The sequence below is a fragment of the Microbulbifer celer genome (assembly GCF_020991125.1).
Classification (GTDB): Bacteria; Pseudomonadota; Gammaproteobacteria; order Pseudomonadales; family Cellvibrionaceae; genus Microbulbifer; species Microbulbifer celer.
Window position 1 is genome coordinate 4,185,324 of record NZ_CP087715.1, and the last position, 20,259, is coordinate 4,205,582.

Here is a 20,259-nt window from a genome sequence, read left to right on the forward strand (position 1 = left end):
TCGGCGAGTGAAATGGCAAAAGACCCAATGGAGAAAATAAAAATGGGTAAAAACATAAAACACGTCTTTTTGGGCATGGGGATGGTCCTGCTGTTTTCCACAGCCTCAGGTTTGCATGCCCAAGAGGACGACAATCTTTCCATTGGCGCCGGTGCCGATGGTTCTTCCAAACAAACCGGCAGCAGCTACGGCAACGTGATTGATGGGGATACCGGGAGCTATTGGTCACCGGATGGCACTACCGGGCGCATCTCAGTCAAGTGGCCATCGACAACCACTGTCGGCAGTGTCGTGATTGTCGAAGCCGATGGATTTGAGGGAAATATCAGTACATGGGAACTGGTCAATCATCACAATGGCGATGTTCTGGCGCAGGGTAGCGGAGCCGGCACTATCAGTTTTGATCCCGTCAGTCTGAGCAAAATCAATTTCGAAATTCTCAGTAGTAACGGTACACCGGCCGTTGCAGAATTTGAGACCTATGCGACGAGCAGGGCGTCCGATAACAACGGCAACGTTAATCTCGCCGTCAGTGTGGCCGGTGATGACGTGACCTTGAACTGGGACGTAAACAATATCGATATTGCCAGCCAGTCGGTATACCGCGATACCGATCCCAATCCTCAGGGGCGCACGCGCATTGCCGCCGGCGTGAGTGGCAATAGCTATACCGATTATGATCTTGCAGATGGGACCTATTACTACTGGATAAAAATCAGCGACACCAGCGGCAGTGTCTTCAATTCCAACGGCGACGACGCGGAGGTTGCGACTACCAGCACCACACTGACTGTGCAGGAAGGTGAGGGTTTCTGCTCCGTGGAAGGTACCATCGACAGCAATCACGAAGGCTTCGGCGGTAGTGGTTTCGCCAACACCGACAACAAGTACGGTGCGAGCGTCGCATACAGTATCAACGCCGACCATGCCCACAGCGCCCTGTTGGATATCCGCTACGCAGCCACCAGCGATCGTCCGGCGGATATCGAGGTCAATGGCACTGTGGTCGGCACTGTCTACCTGCCCGCGACCGGTGCATGGAGCAGCTGGAACAGTGAAAACATGACCGTGCCACTGCAGGCCGGGGAAAATCAGATACGTCTTATTGCCCAGACTGAAAGTGGCCTGCCGAATATTGATGCCATTACCGTATCGGGTAACAGCCTCACGTCAGGCTCCTGTGGCGCCGCGGTGGTAATGGATTGTAATGATGTGACCGGACAACCGGCGATCACCGTCGCCCAGGATGGCAGCGGCCAGTACAGCTCGGTGCAGGCGGCAATCAACAGCGTATCCACTTCCAATACCCAGCCCACGCAGATTCGCATCAAGCCCGGTACCTACTACGAAAAACTGCTGATTGATCGGCCCAATCTCACCCTGTGTGGCGAGACCGGAAAAACCGCATCAACCATTCTTACTTATGACGACACCGCCGCAACCCCGGACGGCAACGGCGGTACCCTGGGCACCTCCGGCAGCACCAGCATTTCCGTCAGGGCGGATGATGTTTCGTTTGAAAATCTCACCATGGAAAACAGCCATGGGCCGGGTATTCAGGCGGTGGCCGTGCGTATCGCCGCCGATCGGGTGCAGTTCCGCAATACCCGTTTCCTGGGTAATCAGGATACCCTCTATGTACACAGTGGTTCGCAGTACTTTAAAGACTGTTATGTAGAGGGCACCGTGGATTACATCTTCGGCCGCGCAACCGCGGTGTTTGATAACTGCCGGATCCACAGTGTGGGCAACGGCACCTCTATCACCGCACCCAGCACCGAAGTGGATAATCCCTACGGTATTGTCTTCCTCGGCGGCGAGGCTACTGCATCTTCCGCGGTCACTGACGACAGTGTTGCCCTGGGCAGAAACTGGCGTCCCTATGGTGCCGCCACCTATCTGAACGTCGATCTCGGGCCGCATATTCTGCCTCAGGGTTGGCGCCCCATGGGCGACAACAGCCTCGATACCGCGCGCTTTGCCGAATATCAGAATACCGGCCCCGGTGCCGATACCTCCCAGCGTGTTTCCCAGTCCCGTCAGCTGTCTTATGCGGAAGCGGAAAACTATACCGTGGCGAATATGTTTGAATCCTGGGTGCCGAGCTACAGCGGCAGTGTCGCCAGCGCACCGACGTTGTCCCAGGAGGGGAATCCGGTGCACGATCGATTCAACCGCTACCTGAGTGAATGGAGCCTGAGCAGCAGCCAGGCAGATATCATCCTGTCGCACCAGTACGACAATGGTGGCTGGCCGAAGAATCAGGAGTACGGTAGCAGCGGCAACGGTGGCAGCGGCTCCGCCACCATCGATAATGGCGCCACCACCCTCGAAATGACCTACATGGCGGAGATGTATAAACGCACTGGTAATACCGCTTACCGAGATTCCGCCCGAGCGGCAATGGACTTCCTGCTGGCCATGCAATATCCCTCCGGTGGCTGGCCCCAGTTCTATCCGCTCAAAGGTGGCTACGCGGATCACGTCACTTTTAACGATGATGCCATGACCCGTGTTCTCACCGTTTTGTATCACGCGGAGAAAGGGGCCGCACCGTTCGATAGTGATGTTTTCAATAGCGGCGACCGTGCGCAGTTCAGGGCCGCGTTGGATAAAGGGGTGGAATATATCCTCAATGCGCAGTGGAAGCAGAACGGCGAACGGACCGTATGGTGTGCCCAGCACGGCGCCACCGACTATCTGCCCAAGCCCGCCCGCGCCTACGAGCTGGAGTCCCTGAGTGGCAGCGAATCGGCGGAAATCATCGCCTTTCTGATGACCCAGCCGCAGACACCGGAAATTGAAACTGCGGTAAAAGCCGCGCTGGCCTGGTATCGCAGCCCACAAGCCATCCTGGAAGATTACAAATACGATAAATCCACCGAGGAAAAAATCATTTATTCCCCGGGCGATCGTATGTGGTATCGATTCTACGATCTCCACAGCAACGATGGTTTCTTCAGTGATCGCGATGGCGGTAAGTATTACGACATCATGGATATTTCCGAGGAGCGTCGCGAGGGGTACAGCTGGGGTGGTGGTTATGGTGAGAAAATTATTGCCTATGCAGAAAATATTGGTTATTGATCCTTAAGTTTTGCTTCGGGTGATGATGCTGGTTGCGTATCGCCCCGACTCGTAAACATCACAATACAGAAGCCCATCTGCCGCCAGGCAGATGGGCTTTTTAGGTTTCTGTGTATCCGTCTGGATTACCGGCAGTTACGCGCCTTTTTATCTGTGGGTTACTTGTGAATCCCTGACCCAACTGTCGTGGACGCGTAGAATGATTGGATTCCGTGTCGTGATCCGTCTCAGGTATGTACCGGACGATATTCAGGGTACAGGCTTGTGAGAGCCCTGAGTGTGCGGTTGCAATATTTATGGGTTAAAAAACAGTCAAATGCGAACTTTATGAAAACATATTTCTCCCTATCGAAAGCTGTTTATGTCATCTGTATGACTCTGATACTTTCTGCCTGCGGTGGCGACAGTGATGGCTCCGGCGGTGGAAATGCCGGGTCTAGCTCCAGTTCATCCGGCTCTTCCAGTTCTTCGGGTTCTTCCTCCAGCTCTTCGGGTTCTTCCTCCAGCTCTTCGTCCAGTTCTTCTTCAGGTGGCTCGGGGAGTGGCAGTTCATCCGGCAGTAGTGGCGGTGTAACGGATACAGAGGCACCACAGGTGCAAATTGATTTTCCCCATGTGAATGGGTTATGGGTACGTGGGAGTAGCGCAACCGTTCGCGGTAGCGCGAGCGATGACAGTGAAATCATATCCGTCGCAGTCAACGGTGTTGAGGCGGAAACCTCAGACGGGTTTGAAACCTGGCAGGTAACCATTCCCATTGAAAGTGCCGAGTCCGATGGCGCCCGGGTTTCACTGTCGCTGACGGCGGGTGATATTCACGGTAATCGACAAACTGTTGAAAATAACCGATGGCTGCGGACTTATGCATACTCCCATTGGTACTCCGGGGTTTCATCCGAGCTGGATAAAGCGGGCGGGCGTATCTTCAACTACGCGGCCGAGCTGGTGGAAACGGATCTGGAAACCGGGGCACAGAAGTTTGTCCACGATATTTCAGGCGCACCCGGAACTTTTATGTACAGTGCAGCAACCGGTGCGCACTATCAGAAAAGAGAAACGGAAATTTACCAGCTTGTGCCCGGAGACAGTGAGTATGTCGTTGTTTCTCAAAACGGTCAGAGCGGTGAGTATTTCTCTTTTATCACCAGGACAATCACCGATGACTCAGATCCCATTGTATATGCACTGGCCTACCCTCCCGGAGGATCCGAGGACTATGAGCGGTCACTTTATTCGATTGATCTTTTAACCGGGGAGCGGGAGATGATTTCTGGGCCTCACCGGGGGGAGGGCCCATCCATTGAACCATTTGATTTGATGGACGCCTCCAACGGCCGATTGTTTCTGGCATCCAGTGAATTTGAGGAGCCAGTACAACAGATTCTGGAGGTCGACCTTGCGACCGGCAATCGCAGTGTGATCAGCAGCGCGGAAAAAGGTAGTGGTTACGCCTTAAATCTGACACAGGACTTCGTGGTAGATGCACTGGCTGAGAAGGCTTATATCGCCGATTTTGAAAACGCACTGATTGAAATTGATATTGCCAGTGGTGACCGGCGCCTGGTGTCAGGGCCCGAAGCCGCCTATTTTTCAAACCTGGTTTTTGAGCAGGGGAATGATATCGAGGTAGATCAGAGCCGCGGTTTTGTCTATATCAGCAGCCGTGAGACCGCCAAGGTAATCGCTATCGATATCCGGACCGGGGAGCGGACCAGTGTAGTGCCGTCCCGCCGTGGCGATGGACCGGGCGCTAACATGATCCGGAGCATCGCGTATGACTCAGTGCGCGATAAGATCGTGATTGGGAATCAGGTGGTGCAAACCCAGAGCCCGCAGATCATGCTGGTGGACCCGGTTACCGGAGACAGAAGCATCCTGAGTGGGCCGGGAATGGATGATGGTGTGGAAACCACCACTTATATCGGCACCCTGAAAATCGATATGCTGAGTGGAGATATTTATACCCTCGACAGTCTCTTTGGTGAAATCGTCAGGATTGATCGAGAGACCGGACATCGCTCGATTTTGTTTCGGAGCGAAGAAGCTTCAGATCCTCGATTGACGAAGCCCGGCAGTATGGCAATCGATTCGGACAGTCGCACACTTTATATTACAGACGGAGCGACAAACGCATTACTGGCAACCGACCTTTCCCTGGAGGAAATTCGGGTTGTCAGTCAGCCATCAATGGTCGGGCAGGGAACCGGCTGGGAGGAGATCGGTTTCATAGAGCTGGATCTGTCGCGCGATATGGCCTATGTCGGGGATTCCACCACCCATACGATCTTCCGGGTGGATCTGGCCACTGGTGATCGCGAAGTTCTGACCGGTGGCAATGTCGGTACCGGCCCCGCTCTCGAGGCCCTGGGGCAACTGATACTCGATCCGCAGCGAAACCGGTTGTTTATCGCCCAGAGCCCTTCCTATGCACCCATTGTTTCCGTAGACCTGGAAACCGGTGACAGGGAGTTTCGCTACTTTTCCGGAACCATTTACTGGAGCCCGGTCAAGGCGATCGATACCCGGAGAGGCTGGATGTATATGACAGATCACGGACAGTTGATCAACGTCTATGACTACGACACTACCCAGGCATTTACTCTGTCATATTGAACCGGACATTTCTGTCATTTTATTCCCGGGGAGACCGCCCGTGGTAGAGCTTCTACGATCTCTACAGCAACGGCGGTGTCTGCGGGGTTACTCTGCACCTGTTTCCTTCGCCAGAGTATTCCGTCCTGCACCTTGAAAAGGCAGGCAGTAAATCCACTACACCTGCATTTCTTGATTCATTTCTCTTTTCTCCTTTCCGCTGTCGAATGAAAACCTTCATCGCGCTTTTAACTGATCAATAGAGTCAATCGCCCGGGATTTACCGGCCCGATATGCGCTGATTATCGGTGTCGACCGCTAGAAAACAGGCGGTACAGGTTTTCTGAAACCCGGACAAAAGTTCACTGACGCATATAAGTCAGGTAGGTGGCTTTACCTTAAGGTTAGACTTTAGTCTAAATTGGACTATCCAATATGGATGTTGGGTATAGACAAAGATATTCTCACTCTGCAATTTGGTCGGGCCAATAATAAATAGCCGGCCTGCAGTATTGCTCAAAGAAAATAATAAGTATCGACAGGAGCAAAGAGATGAGAGTCCATACCCTGTGCGCCGCCATTGCACTGTGCGGCTGGGTTACCGGCTGTAGTGATGACAGCTCAAAAGAAGAGCTGGTACAGCTGAATCCGATGCCGGTGGAAGAGCCGGAACCCGAGCCGGAACCGGAAGAGCCCACTGATCCGGATGAGCCCACTGATCCGGATGAGCCCACTGATCCGGGTGAGCCAACGGACCCTGAAAACCCACCGGCATCCGCTGTGTTCACCTGTCCGGAAACCGGGCTGTATTTCTGCGACGATTTCGAAGATGGCGAGTTCGCCAGCACCTGGGATGCGGTTATCGATGGCTATGGCCTGGATAACCCGGGTGTGTTCGATATTCTCGACGAGGGAGAAAAAGGCAAGTCCCTGCGCTTCACCGCCGGCACTCGCGGTGGAAACCTGAACGAGGGCGAACTGATCCTGGTAAAAGAGTCGGCCTTCTCCGGCGTGCCGGCAGACTACTCCCTGGAATACCGCGTGCGCCCGCGGGAAAACGGCAATACCGGCAGCAAGTTCCTCTACGCTATGGGGCGCTATCAGGGCCCTCTGCAGTGGTACTTCGGTGGCATGTATTTGGCCGGCACTACTGATTCCACCCAGATGGAGGCGGGTTACGCATCCACTAGTGACGGCTCGTCCGGCACGATGAATCGCGAAGTGCGGGTCAAGAAGCCCGTCACACTGGGTGAAATAGAAGACGACAATGGCAACAAGGCAACCGACGGCACCTGGTATACGGTGCGCTTCGATATGGTGGGCAATACCGGTACCGTTTATCTGGACGGCGAGGAGCTCGGTTCCTTTACCGATGCCGACAGTCTCTACCAGAGTGCGGGCCGCATCGGCTTCTTCACCTACAACCGCTCCTTTGAAGTGGATTACGTCAAGGTGGGGGACCCGGCGATAAAGCCCGTGCAGTTTGGTATCGACTTCGCCGAATCCAGTTATGAAACCACCGCTGGTAACCCGCCGCTGGAAGTGAATGTCACTGCCATTCAGAGCGACGGTGTAACGGCGGACAGTTTTACCGTCTCGTCCAGTGATGACAGCGTGGTTTCTGTCGAGGTGAATGACACCGTCGCCACCCTGATGCCCCTGGCCCAGGGCGATGCCACCATCACCTTCACCAGCGGATCTGACCCCAGCAAACAGAAAACCATTGCAGTGCGCGTGGCCAAGGCGTTCGAAATGCCCACTGCCACCTACGGTGACCTGAGCGGCCGCGTTACCCCCATGCCCGGCAATACCGGTGAATACGAAGACACCCGCCTCAGCATCACCTTCGACAGTGCGCCGAGCCCGAGCGGTTTCGGCTCGGTGCGAATCTTCCGCGCGGATACCGATGAAGAAGTGGAGGCGATTCGCGCCGGAGGCGAGACGGACATTCTCGGCTACGAGGGACAGAGCAGCGGTCGCGAGCTGAATGTACTGCCGTTCGAAATCGACGGCAACACGCTGACCATTGCCCCGCATACCAATGCACTGGACTACAGCACTGAGTACTACGTGGCGATCAGCAGCACCTTTTTGAAGACCGGTGTGCAGTTAAATGGTACCGACTTTGCGGGTATCGGTAAGGATGCCGGCTGGCACTTTACTACCCGTGCCGGTGGTCCCAGTGGCGCCGATGTCACGGTGGATGACGATGGGCCGGCAGACTTCCGCACGGTGCAGGGAGCACTCAATCATGTGATGAAAAATGTGGGCGCAGATGAGCCCGCAACCATCACCGTCAAGGATGGCGACTACCGCGAGGTGTTGTACCTGCGCGACAAGAATAATCTCACCCTGCAGGGCGAGAGTCGCACGGGCACGGTCATTCATTATGCCAACAATAACGAGATGAACCCGGGCAGCAGCCTGCGTACCCTCTTTCTGGTAAAGGGCGGTGACATGCTCACGCTGGAAAACCTGACCCTTTTCAACACGTCGCTGATCGGTGAAGGCGGACAGGCCGAAACCATTTACTTCAATAGCGATGGTGGGCGTCTTATCGCGCGCAACGCCAACTTTATCAGCGAGCAGGACACTCTGTTGCTGAAAGGCTGGACCTGGTTCTACAACACCCTGGTAGCGGGCAATGTGGATTACATCTGGGGTTACCCACATGTATCGCTGTTTGAAAACAGTGAAATTCGCACGCTCGGTCGCTCCGATGGTGGCGAGGGTGGCTACATCCTGCAGGCGCGGGTAAGGAGCGAGGCCGACAAGGGCTTTGTATTCCTGAACTCCAGCCTGACCCGTGGCCCCGGCCCGCTGGATCACCCGGTTGCTGACAATACTTACTACCTCGCTCGCAGTGCCGGCCAGTCAGGTCTCTACGACAATGTGACTTTCGTAAACACCGAAATGGATGCCCATATCAAGCCCGTGGGCTGGTATGACAATCCGGTACCGACGCCGGTAGCGGCAACGGCTGACAGCGGTTGGAGGGAGTACAACAGTGCGGACCTGACTGGCGCGCCCGTGGATACCTCCACGCGCTACAGCGGTTCCTACATGCTGACGGATACCGAAGCCGATGCGGAATTCTGCAACCGCGCGCAGATATTCTCCGAATGGAATGGCGGCGAGGGTTGGGATCCCTACCCGGAAGATACCAGTGATGATCACTGTGAAGTCGATACCGGATCCGATGGCATCTGGAAGGATCAGGCGGTCATTCTAGGTGGCAGCACCACCGCGGTCAGCGGCAGTATTGATGCAGAAACCGAAAACAGCATCACTTTTACGGCTGAGGGCGGCAAGTTCGAGACCAGCGCGATGTCCTTCTTTCTGGCTGCAAAGGAAGTGACCGGAGATTTCACGCTCACCGCGAAAGTGAAATCCGTGGGCACCCTGCGTGAAAGTCCCTATTACCAGTTCCAGGCCGGTCTGATGCTGTGTGAATGTGATGCCGCCAGCGCTTCGACTTCTCCCCTGGCGCATATCGGTATCAACGACATTACCGAGGGTGAGTCGGTGGATCTGGTTGCCACCTATGGCCATGTACTAGTCGATGGTGGCGGCTGGGGGAAAACCGGCAACGCAGCGGTAACGCCAGGCGACAGCCTCTATTACAAACTGGAACGTCAGGGGCAGGCCTATTACGTGTCGTATTCCACTGACGGTGGTGCGACCTACCAAAGCCTCGGTGCAAGCACCTTCACAGACCTTCCCGATACCGTGAAAGTCGGTTTCTTTGCCGCGCCGAATGGCGCCGGCAGCCAGAGTTTTACCTTCGAAGATATCCAGCTGGTGCAGTGAGCACCGACGTTTGCGACGGACCGGGAACACCGGTCCGTTCGCTCCGCAATTGAAATAAATTAAATAACAAACAAGTTGGAGATTTCCATGAACAGCAGACAATTTCTGTTGGCGTTGATGTTATGTAGCGGGCTCGCCGGTTGTAGTGATGGTTCCGATGGTCCGGGCGGTGATTTCTCTTCCAGCAGTTCATCCAGTTCCAGTAGTTCCAGCAGCTCTTCTAGTAGCTCCGGCGGTTCCAGCAGCTCGTCCAGTAGTTCCAGCTCTTCGAGTTCTGGCGGCTCCAGCAGTTCGTCCAGCAGCTCCGGGGGTGACGCGCCGACGGTTCATATGCTCGGTGACTCCACCATGACGGATTACGGTGAGGAGCGCCTGCCTCAGATGGGTTGGGGGCAGGCCATGCCGATGTTCTTCAGCGAGGAATCGGAGATCAACAACTGGGCCAGGGGCGGACGCAGTTCCCGCAGCTTCTACTACGAAGAAGAGCGCTGGCCGGCGGCCAGGGCCGATATCGAGGCGGGCGACTACGTCATCATTCAGTTCGGCCACAACGACCAGAAGCGCGGCGGCACCGATTACGATGAGTTCGGCACCTACGCTTTCTGCAGCGATGGCACCGAGAACGGCGAGGACTGTGCGGACACAGAGCACTCCTACTACCAGTTCCTGAAAAAGTACGTGCTCGAAACTCGGGAAAAGGACGCCACGCCGATCCTGATGACGCCCATGGTGCGCAAATACTTCAGCAGCGGTTCCATCAGCGAAAAAGGACAGCACAATCTTCAGGAAGCCTACGATGGAGAAGCCTACCCGCGCGGCAACTATCCGGCGGCCATGAAAGCAGTTGCCGAAGCCTACGACGTGCCCCTGGTGGATCTCACCGCCGCAACCAAGGCCATCGTGGAAAGCTACGGTGACGAAGCGGCCACGGAGCACCTCTACATCGCCGCCGACAGTACCCACCCGGCGGTGCTCTTCGCCAACCTGATCGCCAGAGCCGCCGTCGAGGGCCTGAAATCCCACGGCCTGATGGAAGGGCATATCGTCGAAGCCACCTCCCTGGTACCCAGCCCGAGCGAGCTGGAGTGGGGCAACCGCTACGTCGGTGTGCCCAACAACAAGAACCTCACCATTTCCGCGTTCGATCTGGTGCCGGCAACCGGCGCCGTCACTGTTACCGCACCGGACGGTTTCCTGCTGAGCGATGCCGCGGACTCGGAGACCTGGAACAGAGCCACCACCATTGACTTCACCAATGGCGCCTTCACCGCCAACCTCTACGTGCAATTCAGCGCGGCAGCGGAGCAAAGCTATAGCGGCAATATTTCCTTTGCCCTGGAGGGCGAGGAGCTCGGCAGTGTGGCGGCAACAGGCACCGGCGTAGCGGCGGGCGAAGGTGTGGAATCCTATTCCAGCTGGTTTACCGAAGGCGCTTCCGTCACCGCCAGCATGGACGGCCTGGTGAGCGCCAGCGACGCGCTGGCGAATAACCTGGAAGCCGGCAACACCAAGACGCTGGCAGTGGACGGCCAGGACACCGGCGTCGCCAGGTACAAGGTGTTCGGAGAAGACCAGGTCGCCCGCAACGACGACTACTACCTGCAATTCGCCGTCACCGCAGAATCCCAGACCTTCTACGTGGACACCATCTCCGCCTACCTCACCACCAGCGGTGGCTCCACGGTGCAGGCGGATATCGAGTATTCCCTCTCCAGCGATTTCAGCAGCCCGGTCACGCTCGATAGCGCCATGTCGTTCACCAAGGACACCATGGTGCTGAAGGAGTACGGCGTAACCATCCCGGTAGCCGCCGGCGATACGCTTTACGTGCGCATCTTCCCCTGGAATGCCGCGGGCGCAAACAGCACCGGCAAGTACCTGGCCATTTACGACTTTAACGTCAGCGGTATCAGTGGTGAATAACCGTAACGGGCGGCTGTTGCCGCCCGGTACTCGGTTTACTCAAATTGGTCAGTCCGAATTCTCGGGTGCCGAGCCTGCGGCCTGTGTCTGCAGCGCGGCAAAGACGCCTGTTCTGGTTGTAAATTAACTACAAACCTACGCTGCAGGCCGCCAAAACCGGACAGATAGACGGGTTTGTCTGCTCTGACCAGATTGGTCATTAAAACTCCGGTGCGAGCTGGCTGAAGGGGTTGTTTATGTCTGGCCAATCTGCTTTCATTGCCAAACCAATAAGTAATAAAAGCCGGGCTCTGCGGTATACAGAGAAATACCCAGGCCCATAAGAATAACGATTGAAAGAGAGAAAAGGGGATAGCATGGAACCTTCACGCTGGACCAGATCCGCGCTTGCGCTCTGTATCATGGGAACTCTGACCGCCTGCGGCGGCGGTGGTACCGATGCCAATAACGAGGGGGATGTGATTGCCACACCACCCGCCCAATCCGGAAGTAGTTCCTCCGGTGGTTCTTCCGGAGGCGGTAGCGAAGGCGGTACGCTGCACGAAGACTTCGGTGACGGCCTGTTGGTCAACTTTGATGAAGCGGATACGCAGTTCTTCTTCAGTCAGGAGTACAAGGCCCTCAACACTGCAAACCCTGAAGACGCCTGGCCGTCCTTCTATTATCCCACCTGTTGTTTCTTCGCCAACGATAATCCTGCCGACGGCCCGGAAGTGGCCCTCGACCAAATGGGGATTGTGAGTGACGCCGGCAACCCCGCCCTGTTGCTGGATACCGGCCGTTTCACCATTGGCCAGACTCGCCCGGAAAGTGACGACCCGGAAGACCTCGATCCGAAAAAAGATACCACCACTTCCGACGATATCAGTACCTGGGGTGAGCTGGATCTCAGCGATCACTATCGTGTTTCTTTCTGTGTGAAGGCAGCCAGCGGCACCCGCAACATGCAGGTATACGTCGACAACAATACCTCCGGTGAAGCTAACTCCATCTGGGGTGGTGGTAGTCAGGGTTCACGCATCTTCAACGTGCCGGCAGGGGACCTGATTCCCGGCAAGCGTGTACAGATCAATGTGCCCGGCGATATCACCTATGAGCAGGGCGGTGAAGTCAAAGATATCCGCCCTGAACTGGTCGGTACCGCCGGCTCATTCCTGCAGTTACGTGTAGAAGGCGGAAGCTCGGTCATCCTTGATGACTTGCTGGTAGAGCCACAGGCTGAAGACGGCCAGGCAGATCTGCCGGCGTGTAATGTCTACCAGCCGGCTACCGCACCGGAAGCACCGGAAGCACCGGGGCTGTTCGCTGGCGATGCGCTGCTTGTCGTAAGCTGGAGCGAAGTGGTTGGTGCCACCGGTTACGAACTTGCCTACAACACCGAGGACTCCATCGAGGGGGCAACCATTATCCCCGCTGCTGAAATTGAAGGCAGTCAGCACGATATTGAAGCGCTGGAAAACGATACCGAATACTTCGTTTTCCTGCGTGTAATCAACTCCGTAGGCGCCGGTGAGTGGAGTGAGAGTGCCAGTGGTACACCCATTGCGCCCGAGGGTGCCGCCTGTACTTCGACACAGAAAGTGGAACCGTCTCCGGCTCACAGTATTTTGTGGAATGTCTACGACGGATGTGCCCATCCCGGTGCTGACATGTCTGTTGTCATCAATGGCAGTGACCGCACACAGTTCGACTTGGGCGATAACGAGAAGCCCTGGTTTACTGTGAGTGAGCAGGGCGTAATGACTTTAAATACCAACGAACCTGTCGGGGAAATCCAACCGGACGAAGAAACCAAGCCGGTAGGGGATCTGAGCGGAATCATCGCTGATCCGACCTATCCGATGCACTTCACCTGGATCGCGCGCATTGATACGTCTCTCGCCACCACCAAGGACGGCGTTCGCGGTTTCGAGATCGAAACCCACCTGGCAGATGCGGGTATTGAAGGCAGGGGCCCTGCCCGAATCAAAGCCATTATCCGTTCCGATAAGGATCCCGGTCGCCTGCAATTGGAGAAGTTCCTCCCCGGCGGTGAAACCGCGGAAGTGGATATGAACCTTACCGATGGCTTCCACACTTACCAGCTCAGCTTTGTTGTAAAAGACCCGGCAATCGAAGGTGACAACTACATCACCGCTACCGTCTATCGCGATGGCGTGGAAGTTGGCAGCTTCACCGGTAATGGCCGTGAAGGCGGCAGCAGCTCCAGCAAAATGCGCATCGGTGAAGGCTCTTCCAGTCCGTTCCACGCCAATGTGGACTGGATTGCCTGGAGTGATAGCCAGACTGCTGCCGAGCTGGCTGCAGAAGAACTGGTGGGTGAGCTACCAGAAAACCTGGGTGATCTGGGCAGCTACAGCGGCAAGCTGGTGTTTAAAGAAAACTTCAACGGCGCAACCGACGGTGACTCTGGCGATAGCACGTTCTTTACCCCTGACTACCGCGCACTGGAATCCGACAATACCAAGCCGTTCTACTTCGTAACCGGTGGTGGCTCACGTCTGGTGGTTTCCGACTCTGCAACCGATGGCAAGTTCAGCATCAATGATGCGCGCTTTACCATGGGTGACACACTGGCACATACTGAGCAGGAGACTTCTGCGGAGGACACCATGGGCCGCGGCGAAATTGATCTGAGCAAACCGTACATCATCACCTTTGATGTCCTCACTAACGAGAATGCGGAAGATGGCGATCAGACTGGCAAGTGTCAGGTGTATGTGGACAACAATACTTCCAGCTCCAGCAAATCGATGCATGGCGGCGACTCGAAAATTTTCGAGGAACTGGCACCGGTAATAGCTGACGGCGGCAAAGCCACTGGCACAGTTACTATCGAGAGCGATCCGGATGATCACGTTGGTACTGACAAGTCGTTCCTGCAGTTGCGTTGCGACAGTCGTACTGAAGCACCGGTTACTATCGACAACTTCAAGGTGACCTACCAGTAATAAGCAAAGAGAAACAGCACCACCGGTTGGGATGAGCGATACAGCCGGTGGTCACAATAATCATCGAACGGTCCTAAAGGAAAAACAGGGCCGCATAAAAACGATGGGAGAGTCACAATGACTTATAAAAAGCAGATTCTTGCCATGGCTATCGCCATGGCAGCCTCCACCACCTTGGCGGCGCAAGAGGCAGAAAGCGAAGCTCAGGCTCAACAGGCGAAAGCGCAGCAGCAAAAATCAGAGCAGGTAGTAGACGCGGCATCTTCCGATCTGAGTGTTGAAGAAGTCTACGTCGAAGGCGTGCGCAGTGCGGACCTGAATGCCCGTATGGCGGAGCGCAACAAAGACAATTTCAGTTCCATTGTTACCCAGGATGACGCGGGTAACTTCTCTGATCAGAACGTCGCCGAGCTACTGCAACGGATGCCCGGTATCACTCTGCAAAAGAGTGAGGGTGAGGGCAAGTTCGTCAACTTGCGAGGCCTCGGCCCGGGCATGGTGAGCGTACGTATGGATGGTGGCGCAATGGCGAACGCCGGCGGCGGTACCAATGAAACCCTGGAAGACCGTGCGTTTTCTCTCGACAGCTTACCTTCCGACGTACTGCAGTCCATCGAGGTAAACAAATCCCTGACTCCGGATATGGAGCTGGATGCCATCGGCGGTTCGATTAACGTAAAAACCCTGTCCGCACTGGATCGCGGCCAGGATACCTACAAGTTACGTGCGCAGAATTACTACCAGGATCAGTCCGAAGAGAACTCACCCAAGGTTACGCTGCAGGGCACAAACCTGTTTATGGGTGACACTCTGGGGGTTGCCTATACCGCATCCTGGGAGAATCGTAAAACTCTGGGTAACCAGACCAGACATCACGGCAGCACTCTGCCGCAATATGTCAACCTGGGCGATCAGCGCGCGCTGATTCCATGGGAATTTACGACCTATCAGGAAAATGCGGATCGCGAACGGCTTGCAGCCCTGGTTAACCTGGAATACCAGCCCAATGACAACAGCCGTTATCACGTCAAGGTGAATCACACCAGCTACGCCGATAATGACATCGCCTCCCGTGAGTACTACCGCTTTAACTGGAGTGATGGTGATGAAGAGCTGATGTACCTGGATCCGGAAAACCGGGTGGTCGGTGGCAGCAGTGTTGACCTGCAGCAGCAGTTCTTTATCCAGGAATCTGAAGTGGTCACTGACACCTTCTCCATTGGCGGTGAAAACCGTTTCGGCGATGGCTGGGAAATTGACTATGAGCTGGTTTCCTCCCGCAGTAAAAATGAAAAGCCGGATGGTCGCCGAGTACAATTTCGCTTGCGTGAGCTGAATGCACTGAGCACATTCGGTGAAGACTACCTGAATGGTCAACTGGTCACCGGGTCGCAGCTGAATGAATTGATCGAGACCGGACAGATCGCTAACGGCGCACTTTCCGGCCCTAATGGCTATCAGTACGGCCAGGTTTCCCAGCCCAATCTGAACTACGACAATCTGTTCCTGGAAGACAGCATCCGTGAAGATGCGATTGACCAATTCTCTTTCAACCTCCGTCACGACTGGGATTCCGGGCTGGTCAACTATGTGAAAACCGGGGTCAAGATCAATCAGCGCGATCGCAGCAACGATAAGAACCGCTCCAGTATCGTACCGTTTGACCGTGCTGTCGCCGGTTGTGCGGGTGATCTCGAATGTATTGATATGGCCGGCTCACGACTTGGCGACTTTGCTACCAGAGTGCTGCAAAACGACAGCTTCGACCACGCAGTGATCACCCGTGCTGAGGCGGAGCGCCTGATTGAAGCCACCCGTGCGATTGGTGATAACTACGATACCGAGCAGAAAGAGCTGGACTCCACCAAACTTGATTATGAACTGTCAGAAGATACTGCTGCTGCATATTTGATGGCAGAACTTCAGGTTTTGCCGGATGCAACACTGATCGCCGGTGCACGCTACGCGTATACCGACTTTAACTCTACCGGCTATATGGCCTTGCGTAATGACCGCAACGAGGACAGCGAAGGGTTGCAGTCTTTGGATATTGCACTGCCACTTGAAGAAACCGGCAACGAGTATGGTGTCTTCCTGCCGGCACTGCATTACCGCCACGATATCGGCGACAATCTGCTGGCTCGTGCTTCATTGTGGACCAGCTTCTCCCGTGCGGATTTCGGCAAGAGTCGCGGGTTCTTCGAAGTAACCGATCGGGTGGTTTTCTGTAACAACGATCCGGACTCCGAATTTAACGGCGAATGTAATGAAGACCCGAATGATATCGGCTCCAGCCGCGGTGATGTGGAGTACCAGAAAGAGTTCTTTACTATGTCTCCGGACAATACCGTACGTATCGGTAATCCGTCGCTGGAGCCAATGCGGGCCACGAACCTTGATTTGTCGCTTTCCTGGTACGGCGAAGATACTTTCCTCGAGGGTGCGCTGTTCTACAAAGACATCAAGGACTTTATCGTCGACGCAAATGGCGTACGGATGAATATCGCCGACACGCCGTTTACCTTGCCGTTAGACCAGGTGGACCTGTTCACCATTCCTGCAGACATGACTCTGACCAATGTGCAGACCTATCTGAATGGTGAATCTGCCACGGTATATGGCGCGGAGCTGAGCTTCAGTCAGTACTTTGAGGGACGCTGGGAAAATCACAAGATTGGTCGTTGGTTGGATAATATATTCCTGCAATCCAACCTGACTCTGCAGAGCAGTGAGGGTAACGTGGGTGACTCTGTGCGTGTGGATTCCATTCAGTTGCCAGAAACTGCGGACACCGCTGCAAACCTGACCGTGGGTTGGGAAAACGATGTTTTCTCCCTGCGTTTTATCAGCAACTATACCAGCGAGATTCTGAAGCAAATCGGTGGCTGTACTGCAGAAGATAAAGCAATGGATGCCGACCTGGGGTACGCCAAGAACTGTCGGACCTGGGGTGACTTGTACCAGGATGAGTCCCTGACTTTCGATGTGAAGGCGACCTACCGAATTAACGACCTCACGCGTGTTTACTTCGACGCGGTCAACATTACCGACAGTGTGGACCAGCAGTACTTCTCTGGTAACTCCGATTCAGGAGGTCACATCCTGTACAACGTGGAAGGATACGGCCCCGGCTATCAGCTTGGCCTGACCGTAGACTTCTAACGAGCGATCAAGCATCGATGTACCCTTTGCCATTTGTTGCCCCGCCTGGCGGGGCTTTTTTTGGCTCTGGGCCGGTAAATAATAACGGGCCGGAGGAAACGGCCCGGAACCTGCCACTGCGTTGGGTCTGTTGAGCGCATGGCAGAGAGAAAACAGAGTAAAGGTAAAGCTATGCGATACAGAATCTTGCCCGGTGTTACCGCAATTGCGGTGTCTTTTCTGTTGACCGCCTGCGGTGGCGGCGGTGGCTCTGGTGAAATCATTCCGCCCGTCAATGGCGGCAGCTCTTCCAGTAGTAGTTCCTCGTCCGGTGGCAGCTCCAGTTCCAGTAGTTCTTCATCCGGCGGAAGTTCCAGCTCTTCGTCTTCCGGGGGGATGGGGGATGTTTCCGTGGCTTGCGAAAAACTGGCGACAGACCCGACGGTCAACTGGCGTGACTCTGCTGAGCTGGATACTGACCAAAAAATTGTCGAGTGTCTGTCGAAAACCCTCGGTAATGCCGTAGGCTATGGTGAGGACGCAACTGGCGGCTACGACGCCGCGGGCAACAGCAAACTGGTCGTGATTGAAAAGAACCAGAGTGTTTCAGTTGAGCAGCAGATTTACAACGCAGTCAGTAGTGACGATTACAACTGGATTGTGTTCGACAAAGAGGACTTTGCGCAGGAGACCGAGGTTTCCATGCACCGCGTATACTGTGGGCGCAGTGAGGTACAGAGTGCGATTGGTGGAACCGAACAGCAGTGTGTGAACTACCAGGACTGGTGCTCCGCCAACGGGGTTGAAGCCGGTGAAGCCTGTGTAGCGGAGTTCTTCAATACACAATTGAACCAGGATGGGCTGCCTATTGGAAACACCGATATCGGTTCCAATACCACACTGGATGGTCGAGGTTCAGGTGCCTATTTTCGCTTTAATGGTTTCGAAATCAGGGGTGTCGAGAACGTGATTCTCACTCACCTTGATTTCCGTGGCGCCGGTCATATCGAAGATCACGAACTGGATCCAGATATGATTCGCAGTGATGCCTCTCACGATATCTGGATTCACAAAAACAGCTTTGAGCTTACCGGTGACTCGGCATTTGATGTTAAGCAGGGTGCGTCCGGCATCACCATGTCCTTCAACCGCCTGCTTGATGTAAAGCGTGCGAGTCTTCACGGTTCCAGTGACGATCGCACGGTGAATAAAAATATTACCACCACCATGCATCACAATGCGTTTATTACCACCGATGATAACTTCAGCGCATTCAGCGGTACGGCCCGCCGGGTGCCGCTTATCCGTCGCGGTAAAACCCATATGTTCAACAATGTATTCCTGAACTACCGTAAGGATGTTTTCAGTGCCCGCGTGGGTGCGCAGGTACTTTGGGAAAATAATGCACTGATGGTAAACAGCGAGCATGGAGTGGCGCTGGGCACCCTTCGCAATGATCTGGCCCGGGATAACTATTCCAGTGATGATGCAGATAATCAGAGCAATTTCCGTACGGAAGGCACTTTTGTATGGCACTCGGACAGTGCCTGCAACCTGAACAGTGACGCATCAATGGAGATCGTGAGTACCTGGGGAGAGGTGGGAAATCTGCCTGCGGATTATTCCCAGGCGTCACAAGACAGTATCAGCGCTGAGTTGGTGGATGCCGGTCAACCGCTGGTCGATTATCTCATCATGACTGCTGGTAAGGGCGGCGAAGCACCCTTCAATTCGCCGCTGGCAAATAGCCAGGATTATGTTGTGGATCTTAAGGAATCATCTGACTCCTGTCAGTAATCTCCCGAACAGTGGACTGTAAGCCCCGCCCAAAAGTCAGGGGTGGGGCTAGTCTGCCTGATTTTTCCAGTGAGGATTCCAAAATGAAAAAGTGCATTTTTCTCCTCTTCGCAATACTTCCCCTTTCGTCTTATGGGGAGACCCTGTATATGGCTGGTGATTCCACCATGGCGATCAAACCGGAAATGAGTTTTCCGGAGAATGGCTGGGGAATGCCGTTCGCGCGATTCTTTGACAAAAGTATCAAGGTGGAAAACCGCGCGATGAATGGTCGAAGCACCCGAACGTTCATCGAGGAGGGTCGTTGGGACAGTATCGAAAAGGCGTTGCAGCCCGGCGATTTTGTCATCATTCAGTTTGGGCATAATGACGCCTCGGAAAGCAAGAAAGATCGCTATACCCCGCCGGATCAGTACAAAGCCAACCTGGCGCGTTTTATTCGTGACGCCCGCAGCAAAGGTGCGCATCCGTTGTTGATGAGCCCCATCACCCGGCGTTATTTCAAACAAGATGGGACCATCAAACACACACACGCCAAGTATGCGCCCCTGAGCCGCGAGGTGGCGAAAGAAGAGAAAGTGGATTTCATTGATATGGAGGTGGTTACCCGAGAGCACTTCCAGCAGCAGGGGGATGAGAACTCCGCACTGCGATTTCTGCACATCAAACCCGATACCCATCCCAACTACCCGAATGGCGTACGCGATGATACGCACCTGAATCAACTGGGAGCCCGGGAGGTTGCACAGCTCGCACTGGCAGAAATGAAGAGAATCGGCCATCCACTGGCTGAAAAACTGCGTAAGCCGAGACCCAAGCACCTGACCTTCAGCTACGACTAAAGCGGGATGTATTGATTGGAGGTGGCAGATCGCCGCTTCCGAATTGGCTGGTTTGCTGGTTCCCTATATTTTTCCCTCCTGATAATCTGTTGGTATCGACCGATACCTTGATTTTT

Annotated in this window: 8 protein-coding genes; all 8 read left to right on the plus strand. The window is 54.8% G+C overall.

Going from position 1 to position 20,259, the window contains the following annotated elements; genetic code table 11:
• Positions 1-42: 42 nt before the first annotated feature.
• The 8 genes from pelA to LPW13_RS17530 all read left to right on the plus strand — a co-directional run bounded on the left by pelA (position 43) and on the right by LPW13_RS17530 (position 20,143).
• Positions 43-3,087, plus strand: a complete 3,045-nt coding sequence (pelA, locus tag LPW13_RS17495; RefSeq protein ID WP_230437281.1) for a pectate lyase — start codon at positions 43-45, stop codon at positions 3,085-3,087.
• Positions 3,088-3,351: 264 nt separating this feature from the next.
• A complete protein-coding gene (locus tag LPW13_RS17500; protein WP_230437282.1) occupies positions 3,352-5,700 on the plus strand; it encodes an NHL repeat-containing protein in 2,349 nt (782 codons plus the stop codon).
• Positions 5,701-6,231: 531 nt separating this feature from the next.
• On the plus strand, positions 6,232-9,489 hold the full coding sequence (locus LPW13_RS17505; protein WP_230437283.1) for a pectinesterase family protein: 3,258 nt from the start codon (positions 6,232-6,234) through the stop codon (positions 9,487-9,489).
• Positions 9,490-9,576: 87 nt separating this feature from the next.
• Positions 9,577-11,412 carry a rhamnogalacturonan acetylesterase gene (locus tag LPW13_RS17510; RefSeq protein ID WP_230437284.1) on the plus strand — a complete coding sequence of 612 codons (1,836 nt, stop codon included), beginning with the start codon at positions 9,577-9,579 and terminating at the stop codon, positions 11,410-11,412.
• A 356-nt stretch (positions 11,413-11,768) separates the two neighbouring features.
• Positions 11,769-14,363, plus strand: a complete 2,595-nt coding sequence (locus LPW13_RS17515) for a fibronectin type III domain-containing protein (protein WP_230437285.1) — start codon at positions 11,769-11,771, stop codon at positions 14,361-14,363.
• 117 nt (positions 14,364-14,480) lie between these two features.
• Positions 14,481-17,525, plus strand: a complete 3,045-nt coding sequence (locus tag LPW13_RS17520) for a TonB-dependent receptor (protein WP_230437286.1) — start codon at positions 14,481-14,483, stop codon at positions 17,523-17,525.
• A gap of 171 nt (positions 17,526-17,696) precedes the next feature.
• Positions 17,697-19,301 carry a pectate lyase family protein gene (locus tag LPW13_RS17525; protein ID WP_230437287.1) on the plus strand — a complete coding sequence of 535 codons (1,605 nt, stop codon included), beginning with the start codon at positions 17,697-17,699 and terminating at the stop codon, positions 19,299-19,301.
• 149 nt (positions 19,302-19,450) lie between these two features.
• A complete protein-coding gene (locus LPW13_RS17530) occupies positions 19,451-20,143 on the plus strand; it encodes a rhamnogalacturonan acetylesterase (protein WP_230437288.1) in 693 nt (230 codons plus the stop codon).
• Positions 20,144-20,259: the final 116 nt, after the last annotated feature.